Origin of the sequence: Stappia sp. (assembly GCF_965276915.1) — a bacterium.
Lineage (GTDB): Bacteria > Pseudomonadota > Alphaproteobacteria > Rhizobiales > Stappiaceae > Stappia.
In genome coordinates, this window is sequence record NZ_OZ255709.1 from 4,755,165 (window position 1) to 4,773,101 (window position 17,937).

At 66.5% G+C, this 17,937-nt stretch carries 18 protein-coding genes; 6 read left to right on the top strand and 12 right to left on the bottom strand.

Translation table 11 applies throughout. The features are described 5' to 3' along the window. Positions 1-134 precede the first annotated feature (134 nt). The 10 genes from ACQY46_RS22210 to ACQY46_RS22255 all read right to left on the bottom strand — a co-directional run bounded on the left by ACQY46_RS22210 (position 135) and on the right by ACQY46_RS22255 (position 7,990). The gene (locus ACQY46_RS22210; RefSeq protein ID WP_428698132.1) at positions 135-623 is read right to left on the bottom strand and encodes a VOC family protein; all 489 of its coding nucleotides are present in this window, start codon (positions 621-623) and stop codon (positions 135-137) included. 56 nt (positions 624-679) lie between these two features. Further along, positions 680-1,135, bottom strand: a complete 456-nt coding sequence (locus ACQY46_RS22215) for a YybH family protein (RefSeq protein WP_428698133.1) — start codon at positions 1,133-1,135, stop codon at positions 680-682. Positions 1,136-1,292: 157 nt separating this feature from the next. Next, positions 1,293-1,955, bottom strand: a complete 663-nt coding sequence (locus ACQY46_RS22220) for a dihydrofolate reductase family protein (protein ID WP_428698134.1) — start codon at positions 1,953-1,955, stop codon at positions 1,293-1,295. 2 nt (positions 1,956-1,957) lie between these two features. After that, positions 1,958-2,656 carry a TetR/AcrR family transcriptional regulator gene (locus ACQY46_RS22225; RefSeq protein WP_428698135.1) on the bottom strand — a complete coding sequence of 233 codons (699 nt, stop codon included), beginning with the start codon at positions 2,654-2,656 and terminating at the stop codon, positions 1,958-1,960. 383 nt (positions 2,657-3,039) lie between these two features. Beyond that, complete coding sequence (locus ACQY46_RS22230) at positions 3,040-3,927, bottom strand: LysR family transcriptional regulator (RefSeq protein WP_428698136.1); 888 nt, start codon at positions 3,925-3,927, stop codon at positions 3,040-3,042. A 144-nt stretch (positions 3,928-4,071) separates the two neighbouring features. Beyond that, positions 4,072-4,749: an arsenical resistance protein ArsH gene (gene arsH / locus ACQY46_RS22235; RefSeq protein ID WP_428700551.1), complete on the bottom strand. Its 678-nt coding sequence runs from the start codon at positions 4,747-4,749 to the stop codon at positions 4,072-4,074. Positions 4,750-4,799: 50 nt separating this feature from the next. Further along, entirely contained in the window at positions 4,800-5,216 is a 417-nt protein-coding gene (gene arsC / locus ACQY46_RS22240) for an arsenate reductase (glutaredoxin) (RefSeq protein WP_428698137.1), read from the bottom strand. After that, entirely contained in the window at positions 5,216-5,722 is a 507-nt protein-coding gene (locus ACQY46_RS22245; RefSeq protein ID WP_428698138.1) for an arsenate reductase ArsC, read from the bottom strand. Before ACQY46_RS22245 ends, arsC begins: the two co-directional genes overlap by 1 nt. 11 nt (positions 5,723-5,733) lie before the next feature. Further along, positions 5,734-6,066: an ArsR/SmtB family transcription factor gene (locus ACQY46_RS22250; RefSeq protein WP_428698139.1), complete on the bottom strand. Its 333-nt coding sequence runs from the start codon at positions 6,064-6,066 to the stop codon at positions 5,734-5,736. Positions 6,067-6,271: 205 nt separating this feature from the next. Next, positions 6,272-7,990 (bottom strand): Na/Pi cotransporter family protein, encoded by a 1,719-nt coding sequence (locus ACQY46_RS22255; RefSeq protein ID WP_428698140.1) that lies wholly within the window; start codon positions 7,988-7,990, stop codon positions 6,272-6,274. A gap of 306 nt (positions 7,991-8,296) precedes the next feature. Here ACQY46_RS22255 and ACQY46_RS22260 point away from each other — a divergent pair, with 306 nt between their 5' ends. The 4 genes from ACQY46_RS22260 to ACQY46_RS22275 all read left to right on the top strand — a co-directional run bounded on the left by ACQY46_RS22260 (position 8,297) and on the right by ACQY46_RS22275 (position 13,551). Then, positions 8,297-9,112, top strand: a complete 816-nt coding sequence (locus tag ACQY46_RS22260) for an inositol monophosphatase family protein (protein ID WP_428698141.1) — start codon at positions 8,297-8,299, stop codon at positions 9,110-9,112. 77 nt (positions 9,113-9,189) lie between these two features. Continuing rightward, on the top strand, positions 9,190-10,233 hold the full coding sequence (locus ACQY46_RS22265) for an ABC transporter substrate-binding protein (RefSeq protein ID WP_428698142.1): 1,044 nt from the start codon (positions 9,190-9,192) through the stop codon (positions 10,231-10,233). A 136-nt stretch (positions 10,234-10,369) separates the two neighbouring features. Next, a complete protein-coding gene (locus ACQY46_RS22270) occupies positions 10,370-12,490 on the top strand; it encodes an ABC transporter permease (protein ID WP_428698143.1) in 2,121 nt (706 codons plus the stop codon). Beyond that, positions 12,490-13,551: an ABC transporter ATP-binding protein gene (locus ACQY46_RS22275; protein ID WP_428698144.1), complete on the top strand. Its 1,062-nt coding sequence runs from the start codon at positions 12,490-12,492 to the stop codon at positions 13,549-13,551. Before ACQY46_RS22270 ends, ACQY46_RS22275 begins: the two co-directional genes overlap by 1 nt. Positions 13,552-13,598: 47 nt before the next feature. On the opposite strand, the gene ACQY46_RS22280 is transcribed toward ACQY46_RS22275, so the two are convergent. Further along, positions 13,599-14,786, bottom strand: a complete 1,188-nt coding sequence (locus ACQY46_RS22280; RefSeq protein WP_428698145.1) for a cytochrome P450 — start codon at positions 14,784-14,786, stop codon at positions 13,599-13,601. 93 nt (positions 14,787-14,879) lie between these two features. Beyond that, the gene (locus tag ACQY46_RS22285; RefSeq protein ID WP_428698146.1) at positions 14,880-15,203 is read right to left on the bottom strand and encodes a 2Fe-2S iron-sulfur cluster-binding protein; all 324 of its coding nucleotides are present in this window, start codon (positions 15,201-15,203) and stop codon (positions 14,880-14,882) included. Positions 15,204-15,440: 237 nt separating this feature from the next. On the opposite strand from ACQY46_RS22285, the gene ACQY46_RS22290 reads away from it, so the two are divergent. Both ACQY46_RS22290 and ACQY46_RS22295 read left to right on the top strand, forming a co-directional pair. Further along, a complete protein-coding gene (locus ACQY46_RS22290; protein WP_428698147.1) occupies positions 15,441-16,622 on the top strand; it encodes an acyl-CoA dehydrogenase family protein in 1,182 nt (393 codons plus the stop codon). Further along, the gene (locus ACQY46_RS22295; protein ID WP_428698148.1) at positions 16,619-17,935 is read left to right on the top strand and encodes an MmgE/PrpD family protein; all 1,317 of its coding nucleotides are present in this window, start codon (positions 16,619-16,621) and stop codon (positions 17,933-17,935) included. The genes ACQY46_RS22290 and ACQY46_RS22295 overlap by 4 nt, the downstream gene beginning before the upstream one ends. Positions 17,936-17,937 lie beyond the last annotated feature (2 nt).

The window sequence follows — 17,937 nt, forward strand, 5'->3', positions numbered from 1 at the left end:
GACATGCAAGATCGATGAGAGACATATAGACCGCAAGCATGGTCAAAACAAGGCAGTTGAGAAAAATAAAAACAGGACGCCCTAAGGGCGGGCCGCATTCCGCCCGCCCCTCGGCGCCTCAAGCCTTTGAGGTGTCACGCGGGCGCGGCCGCCTCCCCGCACATGGCGTCCTTCGCCGCCATCTGGATCTCCTCGGCGCTCATCTCGCGCACCGGCGTGGAGACCGACCACCGATGACCGAACGGATCCTCGACGAGACCGTAGCGGTCGCCCCAGAACATGTCGGCGACCGGCATGACCAGCGTCGCGCCCGCCTCGACGGCGCGCGCGGCAGCCGCATCCGCATCCTCCACGACCAGGTGCAGGGTCACCGGCGTGCCACCCAGCGCCTTCGGACCGGACAGGCCCCAGTCGGGCGCCTCGTCGACGAGCATCACCGACGAACCGTTGATGCGCACGCAGCCATGCATGATGCGCCCGTCCGCGCCGGCAAGCCGCATCAGTTCCTCCGCGCCGAAGGCGTTCTTGTAGAACTCGATCGCATCCGCGGCACCCGCGCAGACCAGATGCGGGCTGAGGCTGTGGACGCCCTGGCTGGCTGCCTTTTCGATCACACTTGTCATTGTCTCTCTCCTCGTTTCTCCGTCCCGCCGGTTCCGGTCGGGACTTTCGGCCGACGTCAGATTTCGGTGATCGCGGCGACCTGGCCGGTCATCGGATCGAAGGGCACCGACACGTGCTCGTGGTCCACCTGCCAGCGCCCGTTCACCCGGCGGAACACCGAGGTGACGCGGATATGGGTCATGCCGCACGGATGCTCGCCGTCCTCCGGCATCATCCTGTGCAGCCCGTGGACCAGCGCCACGTCGCCGAAAACCTTGACCTCAAGCTCATCATGCCGGGACGTGAAGCGCTCCGGCAGATGCGGCATGCAGGCGTCCCAGGCAGCCTTGATCGCGGCGCGGCCGACGGTGCGCCACGGCGGGATCGCGTCATAAAGCACGGTCTCATCCGTATAGGCGGCCGTCAGCCTTTCCGTGTCGCGGGCTTCCAGTGCCGCCGACCACTCGACGACCAATGCCCGGATCTCGGCCTCCGCCGCCCGGTCGACGCTCGGGTTCACATGCGTGTTCATCTCTCACTCCTCCTTGGTGAAACGGGATGCCGCCGGCCTGATGCCGGACACGGCTCTCCCGTTGCCGGCGGCGCACCCGCCCCGGCGTCTGGCAATAGGTTCGTGTCTGGATGTCCCGTTTACGGGCTCTTCTTGCGGGCTTTGCCCGGGTTCGGCCTCAGCCGCCGGCCGCGTGGACCTGCCGCCGCGCCAGTTCCGCCGCGCTTGGCGGATCGATCGCGAAGGATCCGGTCACAATCTCGCCGGCGCGCCGGTAGGTCGTCATCAGCACGCCGCTTTCGGACCGCGACACCTCGACCAGCCGGAAGCTTGCCGGCATTGCCCCGCTGCCGAAGAAGCGCTTGCCGCTTCCCGTGGAGACCGGAAAGGTCCACAGGCTCAATTCGTCGATCATGTCCTGGGCAAGCAGCGTCTGCGCCAGCACGCTGCTGCCCTGCAGCAGCAGGTCCGGTCCCTCGCTTGCGAGCACAGGCTTCAGTGCACAGGCCGCATCCTCGCCGAGGCTCACGCTGTTCTGCCAGTCGAGCCCCTCGGGACGCGAGGTCGCCACGTATTTGGTGACCGTGTTGATCTTGAGCGCCAACACATCGTCGCCGGCATGCGGCCAGTGGGCGGCGAAAATCTCGTAGGTACGCCGGCCGAGCAGCAACTCGAGCGGTTCGGCGAAGCGCCGGTTGATTTCCGCCATCATCGCGTCCGTCCAGTGCGGCACGCTCCAGCCGCCATGGGCAAAGCCTCCCTCCTGGTCCTCCTCCGGTCCGCCCGGTGCCTGCATGACGCCGTCGAGCGTCAGGAAGACGGTTGCCGTGATCCTGCGCATGGTCAGTCTCCCTTTTTCGATTGCGCGAAAAGCATTTCGACATAGGCGCGCAGATGGTCGAGCGACTGCGCCGCCACCTGCGCGCCCATGCGCGCCTTGGCCAGGATGAAGCTGCCCTGGATCACCGCCTGGGTGTGCAGGGCCAGGCTTTCCGGCGTCCATGTCGCGTCCGGTGCGTAAAGCGCCTTGGCCTTGGCGATGTCCTTTTCCAGTTCGGCTGCGTGGCCGGAGATCGAGCGGTCGCAGGCATCGCGGATCGCGGGAACCGTCTCGTAGACCTCCTGCACCATTGTTCCGACAAGGCAGGTGAATTCCGGCACCTCGCCGACCAGGATCTCCTTGCGGAAGTCGATATAGGCCAGCAGCCGCTCCAGCGGGTCGGACGGGGCGTGGTAGGACGCGGTGGCAAAGAAGGCGTCCGTCGTTTGCGACCAGTAGTCGGCCGCGGCCACCGCCAATTCCTCCTTGCTCTTGAAATGGTGGAAGAAGCTGCCCTTGGTCAGGCCCGCCGCCTCGCAGACATCCTCGACACGGGTCGCGGTGTAGCCCTTCGTGCGGATGACGCTCAGCGCCGCCTCCAGCAGCCGGGTTTTGGAGCGGTGCCGCTCCTCGGCCTTCGCCGCCGCACCCGCAGTCGCGGCCGCCCCGTCGCCAGAGCCTTTGGCCACGCCCGTCCCGATCGCTGTCGTGCCCCTTGCCATCTCTCCGGATCCTCTCCTGTCGCCGGTGAAACTGTCATCCGCTTGCAATAGCGTCTTGCGGCGACAACCTCCATACCGGTCAGTATGCGAAATGGATACCAACCGGTGGGCATGATGTCAATACCCACCAGTCGGTATGTTATCGAAAACCGGCTGCCCCTACGACAGCGGTCGGGAAAGGCAGGCGGAGGGGGCAAGGCAGGAGGTACGGCGAAACGTACGGCGCGAGGAAGATGCAAGGAAGGACGGCGCGGTCGTCAAACCACCCGGTGGAGCGCGCGGAAGCGATAAATCTCGAAAATATCGAACGCAAAACTTGTCGATATTGATCGGATTTCTATCAAGAACTGTTCAGCCCGTGTTCCGACGGAAGCCGCGCGCCGTCAACCGCGCCGGCCGCCGGCTATGTCGACAAGTGCCGAGAGCAGCGGGGTCAGCGGTTCGCGCTGCGCCACCACGATGGCGATCGTCTGGGAGCCTTCCACATCGTCACCCCGGATCGGCACGGCCGCCAGCAGCCCGCCGGACACGAACATCGCGCCAAGCTTTTCCGGCACCACGGAGGCCCATTTGCCGGTCATCACATGGGCGGCAAGGGCGATGATGGAATTGGACTCCACCCGCGCCCGCGCGGTGATGCCGGCAGCAGCCAGATGCCGGTCGACGATGGCGCGGTTCTGCATGTCGGGTGTCAGCAGGCAAAGCTGCTCGCCGCCAACCTCCTGCCAGCTGACGGTCTCGCGCGCCGAAAGCGGGTCCGATACGGAGACGAGCAGGCAATAGCGCTCCTCGTAGAGCGGGAAGCGCGTGCGCCGACGCAGCGCGTCGCTATCGAGATAGGTGATGCCCGCATCGAGATCGAGCCGGTCGATCTGCTCGAGGATCTCGGCCGATGTCCGCGACAGGATCTGGAAGCGCACGCCGGGATGGCGCGCGGCATAGGGCGACACGAGGTCGGCCACCATCGGCAGCGCCGTCGGCACGACGCCGATGCGCAGCGTCCCCTCAAGATCGGAGCGCACCGCCCGCATCTCCTCGCGCAGGGCCCGCATGTCGCCGACGATCCTGAGCGCCAGCGCATGCACCCGCTCGCCCTCCGGCGTCAGTCCCTGGAACCGCGATCCGCGATGCACGAGTTGCACGTTGAGCTGGTCCTCCAGCTGCCGGATGGCGGAGGACAATGTCGGCTGCGTGATGCCGATGCTCTCCGCAGCGCGTCCGAAGTGACGCTCGCGGACCAGCGCGATGAACATTTCCAGCTTGTCGATCATGCCCGTTGATACCATAGCCAGGGCAGGCATGCCCGCCGTCGCCTCCATGTGAACCCGTTGAGGAGACTAGCCGATTTTCACGGGGCGGACACAGGCGCAAAACGGCGCGCTCCGGCACGCCCGCGACATGGCAGCGGCAGGGGTTCAGATCGAGCGCTGGTTGACCCGGGCGGAGGTCTGGGCGGTGGTTTCGACCCGCTCCGAATAACGGTCGACCAGCGGCCCGGCGCGGCCACGCACCATCCAGGTGAACTTCACCAGTTCCTCCACCACATCGACGATGCGGTTGTAGTAGGAGGACGGCTTCATGCGGTCGTCCTCGCCGAACTCGGCGAAGGCGCGCGCCACCGACGACTGGTTGGGGATGGTCACCATCCGCATCCAGCGGCCGAGAATGCGCAACTGGTTGACCGCGTTGAAGCTCTGCGATCCGCCGCAGACCTGCATCACGGCAAGCGTCTTGCCCTGGGTGGGGCGCACGCCTCCAAGCGACAAGGGCAGCCAGTCGATCTGCGTCTTCATGATGCCGGTCATCGCCCCGTGGCGCTCCGGAGAGACCCAGATCATTCCCTCCGACCACATCGCCGCCTCGCGCAATTCGCGCACCTTGGGATGATCGACGGGCTCGGCATCGACAAGCGGCAATCCGCGCGGGTCGAAAAGCCGTGCCTCGCAACCGTGCCAGGCCAGCAGCCGCTGCGCCTCCTCGGCCACCAACCTGGAAAACGAGCGCGCCCTGAGCGAGCCGTAAAGCAGCAGGATGCGCGGCGCGTGGCCGGGATCGTCGCTTGCGGCATAAAGGCCCGGGTCGACCGGCTGCATCTGGGTGCCGTCGATGTTCGGCAGTTCGGCAAGGGGATCCGCGCGCAAGGTCACGATGCTCCACCGGCCGCAGGGACGATTTCTCCGTCTTCCTTGACGAAGGCGTCCGCCAACGGGGCGGGAAGGATCTCAAGAACCGTCTCGGACGGACGGCAAAGGCGGATGCCCTTCACCGTCACCACGATCGGCCGGTTGACGAGAACCGGATGTTCCAGCATCGCGGCAAGGATCGTTTCGTCATCCACCGAAGGATCGGTCAGGCCGAGCTCTTCCGCCGGCGACTTGGAAACACGCAGCGCCTCGCGCGGCGTCAGCCCGGCCCCGGCGAAGAGCGCCAGAAGCTGAGGCCGCGTCCAGCCGGTCTGCAGGTATTCGATCACGACCGGCTCCTCGCCCGCGGCGCGGATCATCTCCAGCACGTTGCGCGAGGTACCGCAGTCGGGATTGTGGTGAATGACAACAGCCATCAGGCGCTCTCCTGCCTGTCCTTGTGGCCGATGTCGTCAAGACGCCCCTGCAGGGAGAGCGAGTCGATGCTGGCAAGCGGCAGGCTGGCAAAGGCGGTGATACGGGCATTCAGCATCCGGTAGGCTTCGGAGAAGGCAAGACGACGCTCCGCTTCGCTGCCCTCGACGGCGGCCGGATCGGGCACGCCCCAATGCGCCGTCATCGGCTGGCCGGGCCACACGGGACAGGCTTCGCCCGCCGCGTCGTCGCAAACGGTGAAAACGAAATCGAGCTCCGGAGCGCCCTCGGCCCCGAACTCCTCCCAGCTCTTGGAACGGGCGAAGGAGGTGTCGATATCAAGGCCGCGCAACAGGTCTAGCGTCATGGGATGCGGCGCGCCCTTGGGCTGGGAACCGGCGGAGAAGGCACGAAAGCCGTCGACCCGGTTCATGATCGCTTCGGCCATGATCGAGCGCGCCGAATTGCCGGTGCACAGGAACAGCACATTATAGGTCTTTCCATCCATCGGACTTCTCCTCAACAATCGCAAACGAGGGCATCAAGCACCGGCCGGCAGAGGTCCGGCGCACCGCCGCAGCAATCCTCCATCAGGAAGACAAGCAACGAGCGCAGGCCCGCCATATCGGCGAAATAGCGCACCGCCCTGCCTTGTCGCTCGTTGCGCACAAGCCCGGAGCGATGCAGCACGGCAAGATTGGTCGACATCGTGTTCTGCCGCACATCGAGGGCAACTGCGATGTCTCCGGCCAGCATCCCTTCGCCGCCGGCGCGGATGAGCAGGCGCAATACGTCGAGCCGGGTTTCCTGTGACAGGGCCGCGAAGGCCTCAAGCGCGGTATTTTTATCCATATATCAAGAATACTAGATATAAATGAGAACGCAAGCGCCTATTGATGCCGTGACACGGCACCTGTCCGCGAGGGAAGAGGTTTCCCGCGCATGCCGCGATGAAACCCGGCGGTCGCCGGTGCGCCGGGTTCGAAGGCAAAGGCCGGGCGGGCCACTCACGGCCCCGCGCCGGAACGCCGGAAAAAGTATCGGGCCGGCAGCATCCTCAAGCCGGCTGGGCGCCGTCCGCCTCGGTCCGGCGATAGGAGGCCGGACGCCCGGGGCCGGCCGGATCGCCCGACCTGAGCCGCGTGTCCGACAGCTCGCCGCAAGCCTCGAGGATCGGCTGGGCGACGACGACGAAGTGACCGTGGATCCGCTTCAGGTCGCGCAGCACGTCCATGTGGATCGAGGTCGTCTCCATCGACAGGGTGACGCCGGCCCGCAGCCGCGCATAGTGCCGTTCGGCGAAGTGGCGCTCCAGGTCGCGGATCGCCGTCTTCTCGGCGAACAACCGGCGCGCAAGGTCAGGGTCGCCAGTGGCGAAGACGTTGAGCGCGGTGGAGAAGTTCGACGCCACACGGGCATGGAAGGCCTTCAGGTCGGCCAGCCCCTCGCTGGAGAACGCCAGATGCGCCCGCCCCTTCTTCTCCGCCATCTCGAGCAGCTGCTTGTCGATGACATCGCCGATATGCTCCAGGTTGGTGGTGAAGGAAAGGATCTCCATGAAGCGTCGGGAATCCTCCTCCGACATGCCCTTGCGCGACATGCGGACCAGGTGCAGCTTGATCGCCTCGTTGACCGCGTCGACCGCGTCATCGGCCAGGCGCAGCTCGCGGATGAGCTTCGGGTCGCCGCTTTCCAGCGCCTCCATCGACTTGATCAGCATCGCCTCGACCCGGTCGCCCAGCGCCAGCGCCTCGCGATGCGCCGCCGCCAGCGCCTCGGACGAGACATCGGCAGGAACGCTGGCGAGATAGCGTGGGCGGGCCGGATCCGCCGGTTGCGGCGTTGCCGGAACGATGCGCTCCAGCAGCCGCGAGACGGGCCCGATCAGCGGCACGAAGATCAGCGCGACCATGATGTTGAACGCAAGATGCGCGTCGACCGTCAGCCGGGCCCCGTCGAGCCCGAAGGAGGCAGCGAGTTCGGCGAGAGAACCGGCAAAGGGGATGAGCACGGCCGCAACCGCGCCGCGCATGATCAGGTTGCCGAACGGCACGCGCTTGGTTTCCGCGGCCGCTCCCCAGTTGGCGGACAGCGGTGCGGCCGCCGCACCGACATTGGCTCCGAGAACCGCGGCAATGGCGAGCGTCGGCGTCACCGCGCCGGTAAGCGCCAGCGTCGCGATCACCAGAACGACGGCGAGCGATGAATGCGCGGCCCAGGTGATGCCGGCGGCGAGGATAGCGGCAAGGATGGGCTCTCCGGCAAGCGCTGCAAGCACCAGCCCGAACGTCTCGGATTCGGCCAGCGGCACCACGGTCGAGCGCAGATGCTGCAGCGACAGGGTCAGAAGGCCGAGGCCGATAAGGGCGCGCCCGATACATTGCGGCCGGTCGGCATCGGACACAAGGAAGGTGACGACGCCGGCGGCAACGAAGACGGGCCACAGATGCGAGACGTTGAGCGACAGGAGCTGGGCGGCGACCGCCGACCCGACATCGGCCCCGAGCACCACCGCAAGCGCCATCGCCAGCGGCACAAGCCCGCGCCGGGAGAAGGAGGTCAGCAACATCGCCGTCGCGGTGGCGCTCTGCATCAGGACCGTGACACCCGCCCCGGCGAGAACGGCGGTGACGCGGTTGCGCGTCGCCGAAGCCAGCACCGAGCGCAGCGACGACCCGAACGCCCGCACGACCCCCGTCCGCACCATCCGCACAGCCCAGATCAGCAGGGCAACGCCGCCGATCAGATGCACGAAGACCGCACTCGCACTCATCATCGTCTCTAGACCTCCATACAGGGCGGGCTCAGTATCGCCCGAACCTGTTGCAATTCCCTGAAGCGGGCCGGATCAGGCCGCCATTGCCGGAGCTGCGATCGGCAGCTCTGGATACGTTTCCAAAACGCCCTCGAAACCGGCTTGTCATTCCCGCTTCGCGGCAAGATGCTGGCGGCGCGGCAGTTCCGGTGGACGCATTCTAGGACCGAAAGATGGCGCCGACATGCCGGCCTGTGACTTTCGCATCCGCCTAATACGTGGAAAAACAATGATGACAGATATTTGTCGGCTAAGTAAGAGGCGAGCATGAGCAGCAGTCGCGACATGGAATTGACGCAGCGTTTTCTGGCACTTCAAGGCATCGCCGCGGAAGCTGCGGCGCTGGCGATGCGCTACTTCGAGGACCGTGATTCGCTCGCCATTTCGCTGAAAGGCGCGCAGGACTGGCTCACCGAGGCGGACGGTGCCGTCGAGACGCTCATCCGCCGGCGGGTGGCCGAAGCCTTTCCCGATGACGGGGTCCTGGGCGAGGAAGGCGGCGGCGCTGTCGCCGACAGGCTGTGGATCGTCGACCCGATCGACGGCACCGCCAATTTCGCCCATGGCGACCGCACGTGGTGCGTCTCCATCGGTTTCATGATGAACGGCACGCCCGAACTCGGCTGCATCGCAGCTCCGGCCCTCGGTGAGATCTATCTGGCCCGCAAGGGCCACGGCGCGACCCTCAACGGCAAGCCGATCCGCGCGGCGGCGACGAACGACATTACCCGCTCCACGCTGGAACACGGCTGGTCGCCGCGCCTGCCGGTCGAGCAGTATCTGGCGACCGTTGCACGGCTCTTCGGCGCCGGCGCCAATGTGAAGCGTTCCGCCTCCGGCGCCATGGGCCTTGCCGCCGTCGCCTGCGGGCGCACGGATGGCTATGTCGAAGGACACATCAATTCCTGGGACGTTGCCGGCGGCGTCGTCATCGCGGCCGAGGCGGGCGCGCGGGTCAGCGACTTCTTCAGCGGCGAGTGGACCGCGGGCAATCCGATCATCGTCGCGGCACCCGGCGTCGCCGATGCGGTCGCGGAGGTGTCGGGCATCGCCCTTTCCGCTGCGGCGAGCGGAACCGATTGACGGACGCCCCTTCCAGCGTTCAAGATCAGCCAACTAATGAACAGCTGTGCAAAACAGCACGTTAAAGGGAGGACTGCATGAAGATCTCGACGAGCCTGCGGGCACTTGCATCCGGAGCGACGCTCGGCCTTGCCGGGTTGCTCTGGTCGTTGCCGGCCGCCGCCGACGGCGAGCTCACCGTCTATTGCTCGGTCCAGGAGGAATGGTGCCGGCCGATGGTCCAGGCCTTCGAGCGCGAGACCGGCATCAAGGTCAACATGACCCGCAAGTCCTCCGGCGAGACGCTGGCCCAGGTCAAGGCGGAAGGCGCCAACCCGCGCGGCGACGTGTGGTGGGGCGGCACCGGCGATCCGCATCTGCAGGCGGCCGAGGAAGGGCTCACGGTCGAGTACAAGTCGCCGATGCTGGCGGAATTGCAGCCCTGGGCGGCAAGCCAGGCCGAGCAGTCCGGCTACAAGACCGTCGGCATCTATGCCGGCGCACTTGGGTATTCCTTCAACACCGAAATGCTCGCCTCCACCGGCGCGGCGGAGCCAGCCTGCTGGGCCGATCTCCTGAAGGAAGAGTTCCGCGACGAGATCCAGGTCGCCAATCCGAACTCCTCGGGCACGGCCTACACGATGGTCGCGACGCTGGTGCAGCTGATGGGCGAGGACAAGGCGTTCGAGTTCATGAAGGGCATGCACAAGAACGTCAACCAGTACACCAAGTCGGGCGCGGCCCCGGCCCGGGCGGCGGCCACCGGTGAAACGCTGATCGGCATCACCTTCCAGCATGACGCGGTCACCCAGGCGGTGCAGGGCGCCCCGGTCAAGGTCGTCTCCCCTTGCGAGGGAACCGGCTACGAGATCGGCTCCATGTCGATCATCAAGGGCGGCCCGAACCCGGACAACGCGAAGAAGTGGTACGACTGGGCCCTGACGCCGGCGGCGCAGGAACTGGGCGCGGCGGCCAATTCCTTCCAGGTGCCGTCGAACAAGGGCGCCAAGGCGCCGAAGGAGGCGCCGGACCTCTCCACGATCAAGCTGATCGACTACGACTTCGCCAAATACGGCTCCAAGGACGAGCGCACCCGCCTTCTGTCGAAGTGGGACGCCGAGGTCGGCGCCGCGCCGAAGTGACACCCTTGACGTTGCCGGGGCACCCTGAGCCTTCCCGGGCGCAGGCGTCCTGCCCCGGCATTTCGGGAAAGATCGGCCTGTGGGGGTTCGACCGGTTTCGGCCGGACGCCCGCTGGTCCGGAGTGAAAGCGTCAGGATGATCGACCGTTTTCCGGTATTCGTCACCGCCGCCGGGCTCCTCTGCCCGGCGGTGCTAGCGTTTCACGCGGACGACCCGGCGGGCCTTGCCGGCGTCCTTGCCGCCGGTCATGCGGTGCCCGCCCTTGCCGCGCTGGTATTCGCGGCAACGGGTGCCGCCGCCCTTGCCGGCGCCACGCGGGCCGGGGCCCTTGTCGGGGCCTGTGGCAGCCTGCTGGCGCTCACACTCGTCATTATTGCCGGCTTCCTGCCGGCGACAGCAACCGCCATCGGCCTTTCGGCAGGCGAGATCGCCCGCCCGCTCGGTCCCGGTGCCGCCATCATGTCCGGCGCGCTGGTCGCGCTCTTTGCCGGCTCGATTGCCCGTTTCGGAGCCTTCCGCAACGACCGCTTCGTCTCCGTCAGCGTCGTCATGATCGGTGCGCTCGTCGTGCTCTTCGTCTTCTGGCCGGTGATGCGGATGCTGTCCGAGGCTTTTTACGGCGAGAGCGATGTCGCCGCCCGGGTCTTCATCGACCGGTTGCTGCAGGGCGACATCTGGTCCCTCGCCTGCCTCTGGTCGACGGTGCGCTGCGGCGTTGCCCCCAACACGGTCATTCTCGGCGTTCTCGCGGCCTTCTTCTCCACCTCGCTGGCGCTGGGTCTGGCGCTGATCGCGGTACGCACAAACGTGCGCTTTCCCCGCGCTTTCGATGCGCTGGCGATCCTGCCGATCATCACCCCGCCCTTCGTCATCGGCCTGGCGCTGATCGTGCTGTTCGGGCGCACCGGCATCATCACCACGGCGATGTGGGACCTGTTCGGCATTCCGCGCTCGCGCTGGCTCTACGGATTGCCCGGCGTGCTGCTTGCCCAGGTGCTGTCGCAGGTGCCGCTCTCCTTCCTGATCCTGGTCGGCGCGCTCAAGGCCCTGTCGCCGACACTGGAGGAAGCCGCCCAGACCCTGCGCGCCACCCGCACCCGCATCCTGATGACGGTGACGCTGCCGCTGCTCCTGCCGGCGATCGCCAACACCTACCTGCTCGCCTTTGTCGAGAGCCTCGCCGATTTCGGCAATCCGCTGGTGCTCGGCGGCAATTTCGAGGTCCTGTCGACCAAGATCTTCTTCGCCGTGGTCGGCGCCCAGCACGAGCCCGGCCGCGCCGCCGTGCTCGCCATGGTGCTTCTCGCGTTCACGCTGGCCGCCTTCGTCCTGCAGATGCGCCTGCTCGGCAAGACGTCCTTCGTCACCGTCTCCGGCAAGGGCGACAGCGGCGTGCCGACGGAACTGCCGAAAGGGCTGCCGGCAGGCCTGTGGGGCGTCATCGTGCCCTGGATCGCGCTGACGGTCGCCGTCTACACGATCGTGCTGATCGGTGGGTTCGTGAAGGATATCGGCCGCTTCGACATGACGCCGACGCTGGACCACCTGCGCACCGGCTTCCTCGTCGAGTGGACCGACAACGGATTGTTCTGGGCAGGCTCGGCCTGGGACTCGTTCTGGACGACGGTGCTGGTCTCCGCCGCCGCCGCGCCGCTGACAACGATCATCGGGTTGCTCACCGCCTATGTTCTGGCCCGCCAGCACTTTCGCGGACGACGGTCGCTGGAATTCCTGACGATGCTGTCTTTCGCCATCCCCGGCACGGTGATCGGCGTTGCCTATATCCTGGCCTTCAACGTGCCGCCGGTGGAGATCACCGGCACCGGTTTCATCCTCATCGCCTGCTTCGTCTTCCGCAACATGCCGGTCGGCGTTCGCGCCGGCATCGCGGCCCTGTCTCAGATCGATCCCTCGCTCGACGAGGCCTCGGCCACCTTGCGGGCAAGCACCGGACGGACGCTGGTCGCCGTGGTCTTGCCCTTGATGAAACCGGCCATCGTCGCGACGCTGGTCTTCTCCTTCGTCCACGCGATGACCGCCGTCTCGGCGATCATCTTCCTGGTGACCGCGCGCTACAACATGGCCACCGCCTATATCGTCGGCCGGGTGGAGGCGGGCGAATACTCGCTCGCCATCGCCTATTGCGCCTTCATGATCGTCTTCATGATCGCCGCTATCGCCACCATCCGCCTCGTTGTCGGCGAGGCCCGTCTCGGCCGTCGCGGCTCGGGCGAAATCGTCTCTGGAGGAAACTGATGGGACCGGCGAGCCTCGACTTCGTCAACGTCATCAAGCGCTACGGCGCCGTCACCGCCGTCGACAACGTCTCGTTCCGCTGCGAGGCGGGAAGCCTGACGACGCTGCTCGGCCCCTCGGGCTGCGGCAAGACGACGACGCTTCGCATGATCGCCGGGCTGGAGCTTGCCAGCGAGGGCCGGATCCTGATCGACGGGCGCGACGTTACCCACCTGTCGGCGGCCGAGCGCGACGTCACGATGGTGTTCCAGTCCTATGCGCTCTTCCCCCACATGAACGTTCTGGAAAACGTCATGTACGGGCCGCGCTCCTCGGGGATGGGCAAGGAACAGTCGGCCGAGATGGCGCGCGAGAAACTCGGGCTTCTGGGCCTTTCCGGCTTCGACCAGCGCCTGCCCTCGGAACTCTCCGGCGGCCAGCAGCAACGCGTCGCGGTCGCAAGGGCGCTGGTGCTCGAACCCTCGATCCTGCTCTTCGACGAGCCGCTCTCCAATCTCGATGCCCGGCTCCGGCGCAAGGTGCGCGAGGATATCCGTGCGCTGCAGAAGGACCTCGGCCTGACCGTCGTCTATGTCACCCACGACCAGGAGGAAGCGCTCGCCGTCTCCGACGAGGTCATTGTCATGTCCAATGCCCGCATCGCCCAGAAGGCAAGCCCGCGCGAGTTGTGGGAAGCGCCCGCCAATCTCTTCGTCGCCGATTTCATCGGCGATGCCAACGTGGTCGACGGTACGATCACCGCCCTCGACGGCGACGTCGCGGCGCTGGAGCTTGACGGCACCCGGACCAGCGCCCCGGCGCGAGGCCTGGTCAAGGGCCCGGTGAAGGTGGCGATCCGCCCCGATGCGCTGAAGGTCGCGCGCAGCGATACGCCGGATGCGAGCGGCATCGCCGGCACGGTTCGCACGGCAAGCTATCTGGGCAAATACATGGAATACGAGATCGGAACGGCGCTCGGCGACCTGTTCGTCACGGCACCCGCCGACGGCGGCGAATGCGGTGTCGGCGACGACGTCCGGCTCACGCCGAAAGGCCACGGCATCGCCGTTATTCCGGAGTGACCCCGGCCAAATGAGGTCGGCCCGCGTGAAGCCGGCAGCCGCAGGATCTATTTCAGCCGGACGGGCAGGTTGAGCGGGCCGCGAAAGCCGAAGCCGTGCCAGACGACGGAGCCCGGATCGACGATCTCCATGTCCGGGAAGCGGTCGAACAGCATCGGCAGCAGGATCGCTCCGACCGTGCGCCGCGACACATGCGCCCCGGCGCAGTGATGCGGACCCGAGCCGAACGCCTGATGCGGGTTGCGCTCCCGGAAGACGATGAAGCGGTCGGGGTCGTCGTATAACTCCTCGTCATGGTTGGCCGAGGCCTGGATCGTCATCACCGTGTCGCCCTTCGGGATGCGGAAGCCGCGGATCTCGGTATCTTCCATGACAAGCCGCGAGCTTGCCTGGATCGGCGCGCACCAGCGTACCCCTTCCTCGAATGCCTCAGCCCAGGCCTCCCGGCGCTGCACCTCGGCAAGCTGGTCGCGTTCGCTCAAAAGCCCGTAGAGGATGGTCAGGAGCGCGTCGCGCGGCTCGTTGATGCCGCCGCCGATGGCGATCTTCACATTGGCGACGATCTGGCTCCAGGGGATGGCCTTTTCCGAGTTGATCATGATGGAGAGAGCCGAGGCGTCCGGCTCGGCGCGCAGCCGCGCCGCGTTCTTTTCCAGGCAGGCATCCATCTCGGCATTGGCCAGGTCGGAAGCCTCGAACGGCTCCGGTCGCCAGCCGAAATTGCCAGCCCCGTCGATCAAAACCTGCGACCAGCGCTGCATCTCCTCGTCGCTGGCATCGGGAATGCCCATGATATGGGCGAGGATGCGCGCCGCGAGAGGACCGGCGAGCGCGGGAAACAGGTCGACGACCTCGCCGCGCGGCAACCGCCCGACATAGTCGGCCGCAAGCTTTTCATAGAGCGGCGCCCAATGGGCCCCGATGGTCTTCGGCATCAGGGCCGGCAGCATCGCCATGCGCTCGCGCATGTGCTCCTTGCCATCCTTGCGCATCAATGTATGAGCGAGAAACGCGCGCTTCATCGGCGTGTTGGGGTCGTCGGAGCTGAACAGCACCGCGTTGTCCTTGACCAGCTTTGTATCCGAAGCCTTGGTCAGGAAGGTGCGCCCGACCGACGTCACCCGAAGCACCGGGCTCTCGGCGCGCAGCCGCTTGTAGATCGGATAGGGATCGCTCGTCAGCGCGGCGATGGTGATCGCCTCGTCCAGCGGCGCCAGCTCAACGGTATCCGGCACGTGTCTCTCCTCCCGAACCGGCCGCACCCGCCCCGCCGGTCTCGATATGTTGCAGCCCCGGCAGGCGGCCTCGACCCGCCTGCCCTGGCGCGGTTACATCTGTTCTTCCGGCATGCGCACGACAAGTCCGTCGAGATCGGCGGAAAGCCGGATCTGGCAGGACAGGCGGCTTTCGGGGCGCGGATCGGAGGCAGCACCCTCCAGCATCGCCTCCTCGTCGTCGCTTCGCGGCGAAAGGCGGTCGGCAAAGGCGGGATCGACATAGACATGGCATGTGGCGCAGGCCATCGACCCTCCGCACTCGCCGACAATGCCGTCGATGTTGTTGGCGACCGCGGTCGCCATGACGCTGTCGCCCTCGCGCCCGTCCACGGTTGTTTCCACACCGCTTGCGGAAATGTATGTGACCTTCACCATGGCGGCCTCCCCCTGCCTGCCCCCTGTGTCTTCGTGTGCCTGCGATAATGACGGCAAGCGGCGCCCGGTTAAACCCAACTTTTCAGGCGCTCACTTGTGCAAACGGTTATGCATGCCTGGATCCGCGGTGACACGGGCAGTGCTATAAGAACCGCCAATAGCTCCGTACATGCAAAGATATTTCCCGCAAGGCGGCGGACCTGCGATTTTGGCCGGAGACAACCGACAGGGATGCCAATGAACGCTTTCGATCCGACCGCAGAATACGCCCCGATCCGCGACGGTGTCGCCAGGGTTTGCGCGGAGTTTCCCGGCGAGTACTGGCGCGACCTCGATACGCGGCGCGCCTATCCGAAGGATTTCGTCGACGCCCTCATCCGCGAAGGCTACCTCGCCGCGATGATCCCGGAGGAATATGGCGGGTCCGGTCTCAACCTGTCCGCCTCCGCCGTCATTCTCGAGGAAATCCATCGCAACGGCTGCAACGCCGCGGCCTGCCATGCGCAAATGTACACGATGGGCACCGTCCTGCGGCATGGCAGCCCGGAGCAGAAGGCGCAGTACCTGCCGGGCATCGCCAACGGCACGCTGCGCCTGCAGGCCTTCGGCGTGACCGAGCCGACCAGCGGCACCGACACGCTGGCCCTGAAGACGACCGCCCGGCGCGAGGGCGACGACTATGTCGTCAACGGCCAGAAGATCTGGATCTCCCGCGCCGAACATTCGGACCTGATGGTGCTGCTCGCCCGTACCACCCCGCGCGACCAGGTGAAGTCGAAGACCGACGGGCTTTCCGTCTTCCTCATCGACCTGCGCGAGCTCAAGGGCAACGGCGTCGAGATCCGTCCGATCCGCACGATGATCAATCACGCGACGACGGAGATCTTCTTCGACAACGCTCGCATCCCCGCCTCCAGCCTGATCGGCGAGGAAGGAAAAGGCTTCCGTTACATCCTGTCGGGCATGAATTCCGAGCGCATCCTGATCGCCGCCGAATGCATCGGCGATGCCAAGTGGTTCATCGAAAAGGGATCGAACTATGCCAAGGAGCGCGTCGTCTTCGGCACGCCGATCGGGAAGAACCAGGGCGTCCAGTTCCCGCTGGCGCGTGCCTATGCCCACATGATGGCGGCCGAGGCGATCGTCTACCGGGCGGCCGCCATGTACGATGCCGGCCACAATCCGGGCGTCGAGGCCAACAGCGCCAAGATGCTTGCCGCCGATGCGAGCTGGGAGGCGGCCGAGGCCTGCCTGCAAACCCATGGCGGCTTCGGCTTCGCCGAGGAGTATGACGTGGAGCGCAAGTTCCGCGAGGCGCGGCTCTACCAGGTGGCGCCGATCTCGACCAACCTGATCCTCTGCTTCATCGCCGAGCAGGTGCTCGGCCTGCCGAAATCCTACGGAGCGCCGAAAGCATGAGCCTGATCGACCGGATCCTCGACCTCGCCGCGCTGCCCGCCGGCGTCCTGCCGAAACCCGCACTCGCCATGGCCCGCCTCTCGCTGTTCGACTGGCTGGTCTGCGGCCGCGCCGGCATCAACGAGCCCCTTTCGGGCAAACTGCGCCGGCTGGCGGAGGACGAAGGCGGACGCGGCGCGGCCTCGGTCTTCGGCGGCGCGCCGGCACCGGCGCGCATGGCTGCGCTGGTCAATGGCGCGACCAGCCACGCGCTCGACTATGACGACACCCATTTCGGCCATGTCGGCCATCCCTCCGTGGCGATCTTCCCCGCAGCGCTCGCCGTTGCCGAGGAAGCCGGGACATCCGCGCAGTCGGTGGTCGAAGCGTTTCTCGTCGGCGCGGAGGCGTCCGTGCGCATCGGCATGGCGCTCGGCGCCGTCCACTACAATCGCGGCTTCCACCAGACGGCAACCGCCGGGGCCTTCGGTGCCACCATCGCGGCGGGCCGCATTCTCGAGCTGACGCGCGAGGAGATGCGCGCTGCCATCGGACTTTGCGCAACGCGCGCCTCGGGCCTCAAGTCGCAGTTCGGCACGATGGGCAAGCCCTACAATGCCGGCATCGCCGCCTCCAACGGTGTCGAATGCGCGAGGCTCGCAAAGCTCGGTTTCACCTCGGCCGATGACGGGCTGGCCGGCGCGCAGGGTTTCATCCCGACCCATTCCGATGCCCCGGATACGGAGGCCGGCTGGGAGACACCGCCGCCCGCGACCTTCCTGTTCGAGGACATCAAGTACAAGCTGCATGCCTGTTGCCACGGCACCCATGCAATGATCGAGGCGCTCCTGACGGCGCGGCGCGAGACGCCGGACCTCTCGACCGTGACGGTGGAAAGCCTGCATCTGCGCACCAACCCGCGCTGGCTGGCGGTCTGCGACATCAAGGCACCGCGCACCGGGCTGGAGGTGAAGTTCAGCTACAACTGGCTCGCCGGCATGGTGCTTTCGGGCAAGGACACCGCCCGCGACGACACTTATTCCGATGCGCTTGCCGCCGATCCGGAACTCGGCGCTTTCGCCGGGCGGATCACGGTGGAGGGCGACGCATCGCTCACCGACATGCAGGCCGAAGGGTCTCTGAAACTCGCCGACGGCACGCAGCTGGCCATCGACCACGATCTTGGCCGGCAGTTGCCGGAGGCGGAACTTGCGGCCGGGTTGCGCAACAAGGCCCGCGCCCTGCTCGGCGACAGGGGCGAGGTTCTCTGGCAGGCGATGCAGGGTCTTTCGGCACTCTCCGCCCGCGAACTCGGCCGCCACACGGGAGCCTGAAC

Excerpts from the sequence above, each read along its gene's own strand:
- ACQY46_RS22210 (WP_428698132.1), bottom strand. The coding sequence starts at position 623 with ATGACAAGTGTGATCGAAAAGGCAGCCAGCCAGGGCGTCCACAGCCTC.
- ACQY46_RS22215 (WP_428698133.1), bottom strand. The coding sequence starts at position 1,135 with ATGAACACGCATGTGAACCCGAGCGTCGACCGGGCGGCGGAGGCCGAG.
- ACQY46_RS22220 (WP_428698134.1), bottom strand. The coding sequence starts at position 1,955 with ATGCGCAGGATCACGGCAACCGTCTTCCTGACGCTCGACGGCGTCATG.
- ACQY46_RS22225 (WP_428698135.1), bottom strand. The coding sequence starts at position 2,656 with ATGGCAAGGGGCACGACAGCGATCGGGACGGGCGTGGCCAAAGGCTCT.
- ACQY46_RS22230 (WP_428698136.1), bottom strand. The coding sequence starts at position 3,927 with ATGATCGACAAGCTGGAAATGTTCATCGCGCTGGTCCGCGAGCGTCAC.
- arsH (WP_428700551.1), bottom strand. The coding sequence starts at position 4,749 with ATGCAGCCGGTCGACCCGGGCCTTTATGCCGCAAGCGACGATCCCGGC.
- arsC (WP_428698137.1), bottom strand. The coding sequence starts at position 5,216 with ATGGCTGTTGTCATTCACCACAATCCCGACTGCGGTACCTCGCGCAAC.
- ACQY46_RS22245 (WP_428698138.1), bottom strand. The coding sequence starts at position 5,722 with ATGGATGGAAAGACCTATAATGTGCTGTTCCTGTGCACCGGCAATTCG.
- ACQY46_RS22250 (WP_428698139.1), bottom strand. The coding sequence starts at position 6,066 with ATGGATAAAAATACCGCGCTTGAGGCCTTCGCGGCCCTGTCACAGGAA.
- ACQY46_RS22255 (WP_428698140.1), bottom strand. The coding sequence starts at position 7,990 with ATGATGAGTGCGAGTGCGGTCTTCGTGCATCTGATCGGCGGCGTTGCC.
- ACQY46_RS22260 (WP_428698141.1), top strand. The coding sequence starts at position 8,297 with ATGAGCAGCAGTCGCGACATGGAATTGACGCAGCGTTTTCTGGCACTT.
- ACQY46_RS22265 (WP_428698142.1), top strand. The coding sequence starts at position 9,190 with ATGAAGATCTCGACGAGCCTGCGGGCACTTGCATCCGGAGCGACGCTC.
- ACQY46_RS22270 (WP_428698143.1), top strand. The coding sequence starts at position 10,370 with ATGATCGACCGTTTTCCGGTATTCGTCACCGCCGCCGGGCTCCTCTGC.
- ACQY46_RS22275 (WP_428698144.1), top strand. The coding sequence starts at position 12,490 with ATGGGACCGGCGAGCCTCGACTTCGTCAACGTCATCAAGCGCTACGGC.
- ACQY46_RS22285 (WP_428698146.1), bottom strand. The coding sequence starts at position 15,203 with ATGGTGAAGGTCACATACATTTCCGCAAGCGGTGTGGAAACAACCGTG.
- ACQY46_RS22290 (WP_428698147.1), top strand. The coding sequence starts at position 15,441 with ATGAACGCTTTCGATCCGACCGCAGAATACGCCCCGATCCGCGACGGT.
- ACQY46_RS22295 (WP_428698148.1), top strand. The coding sequence starts at position 16,619 with ATGAGCCTGATCGACCGGATCCTCGACCTCGCCGCGCTGCCCGCCGGC.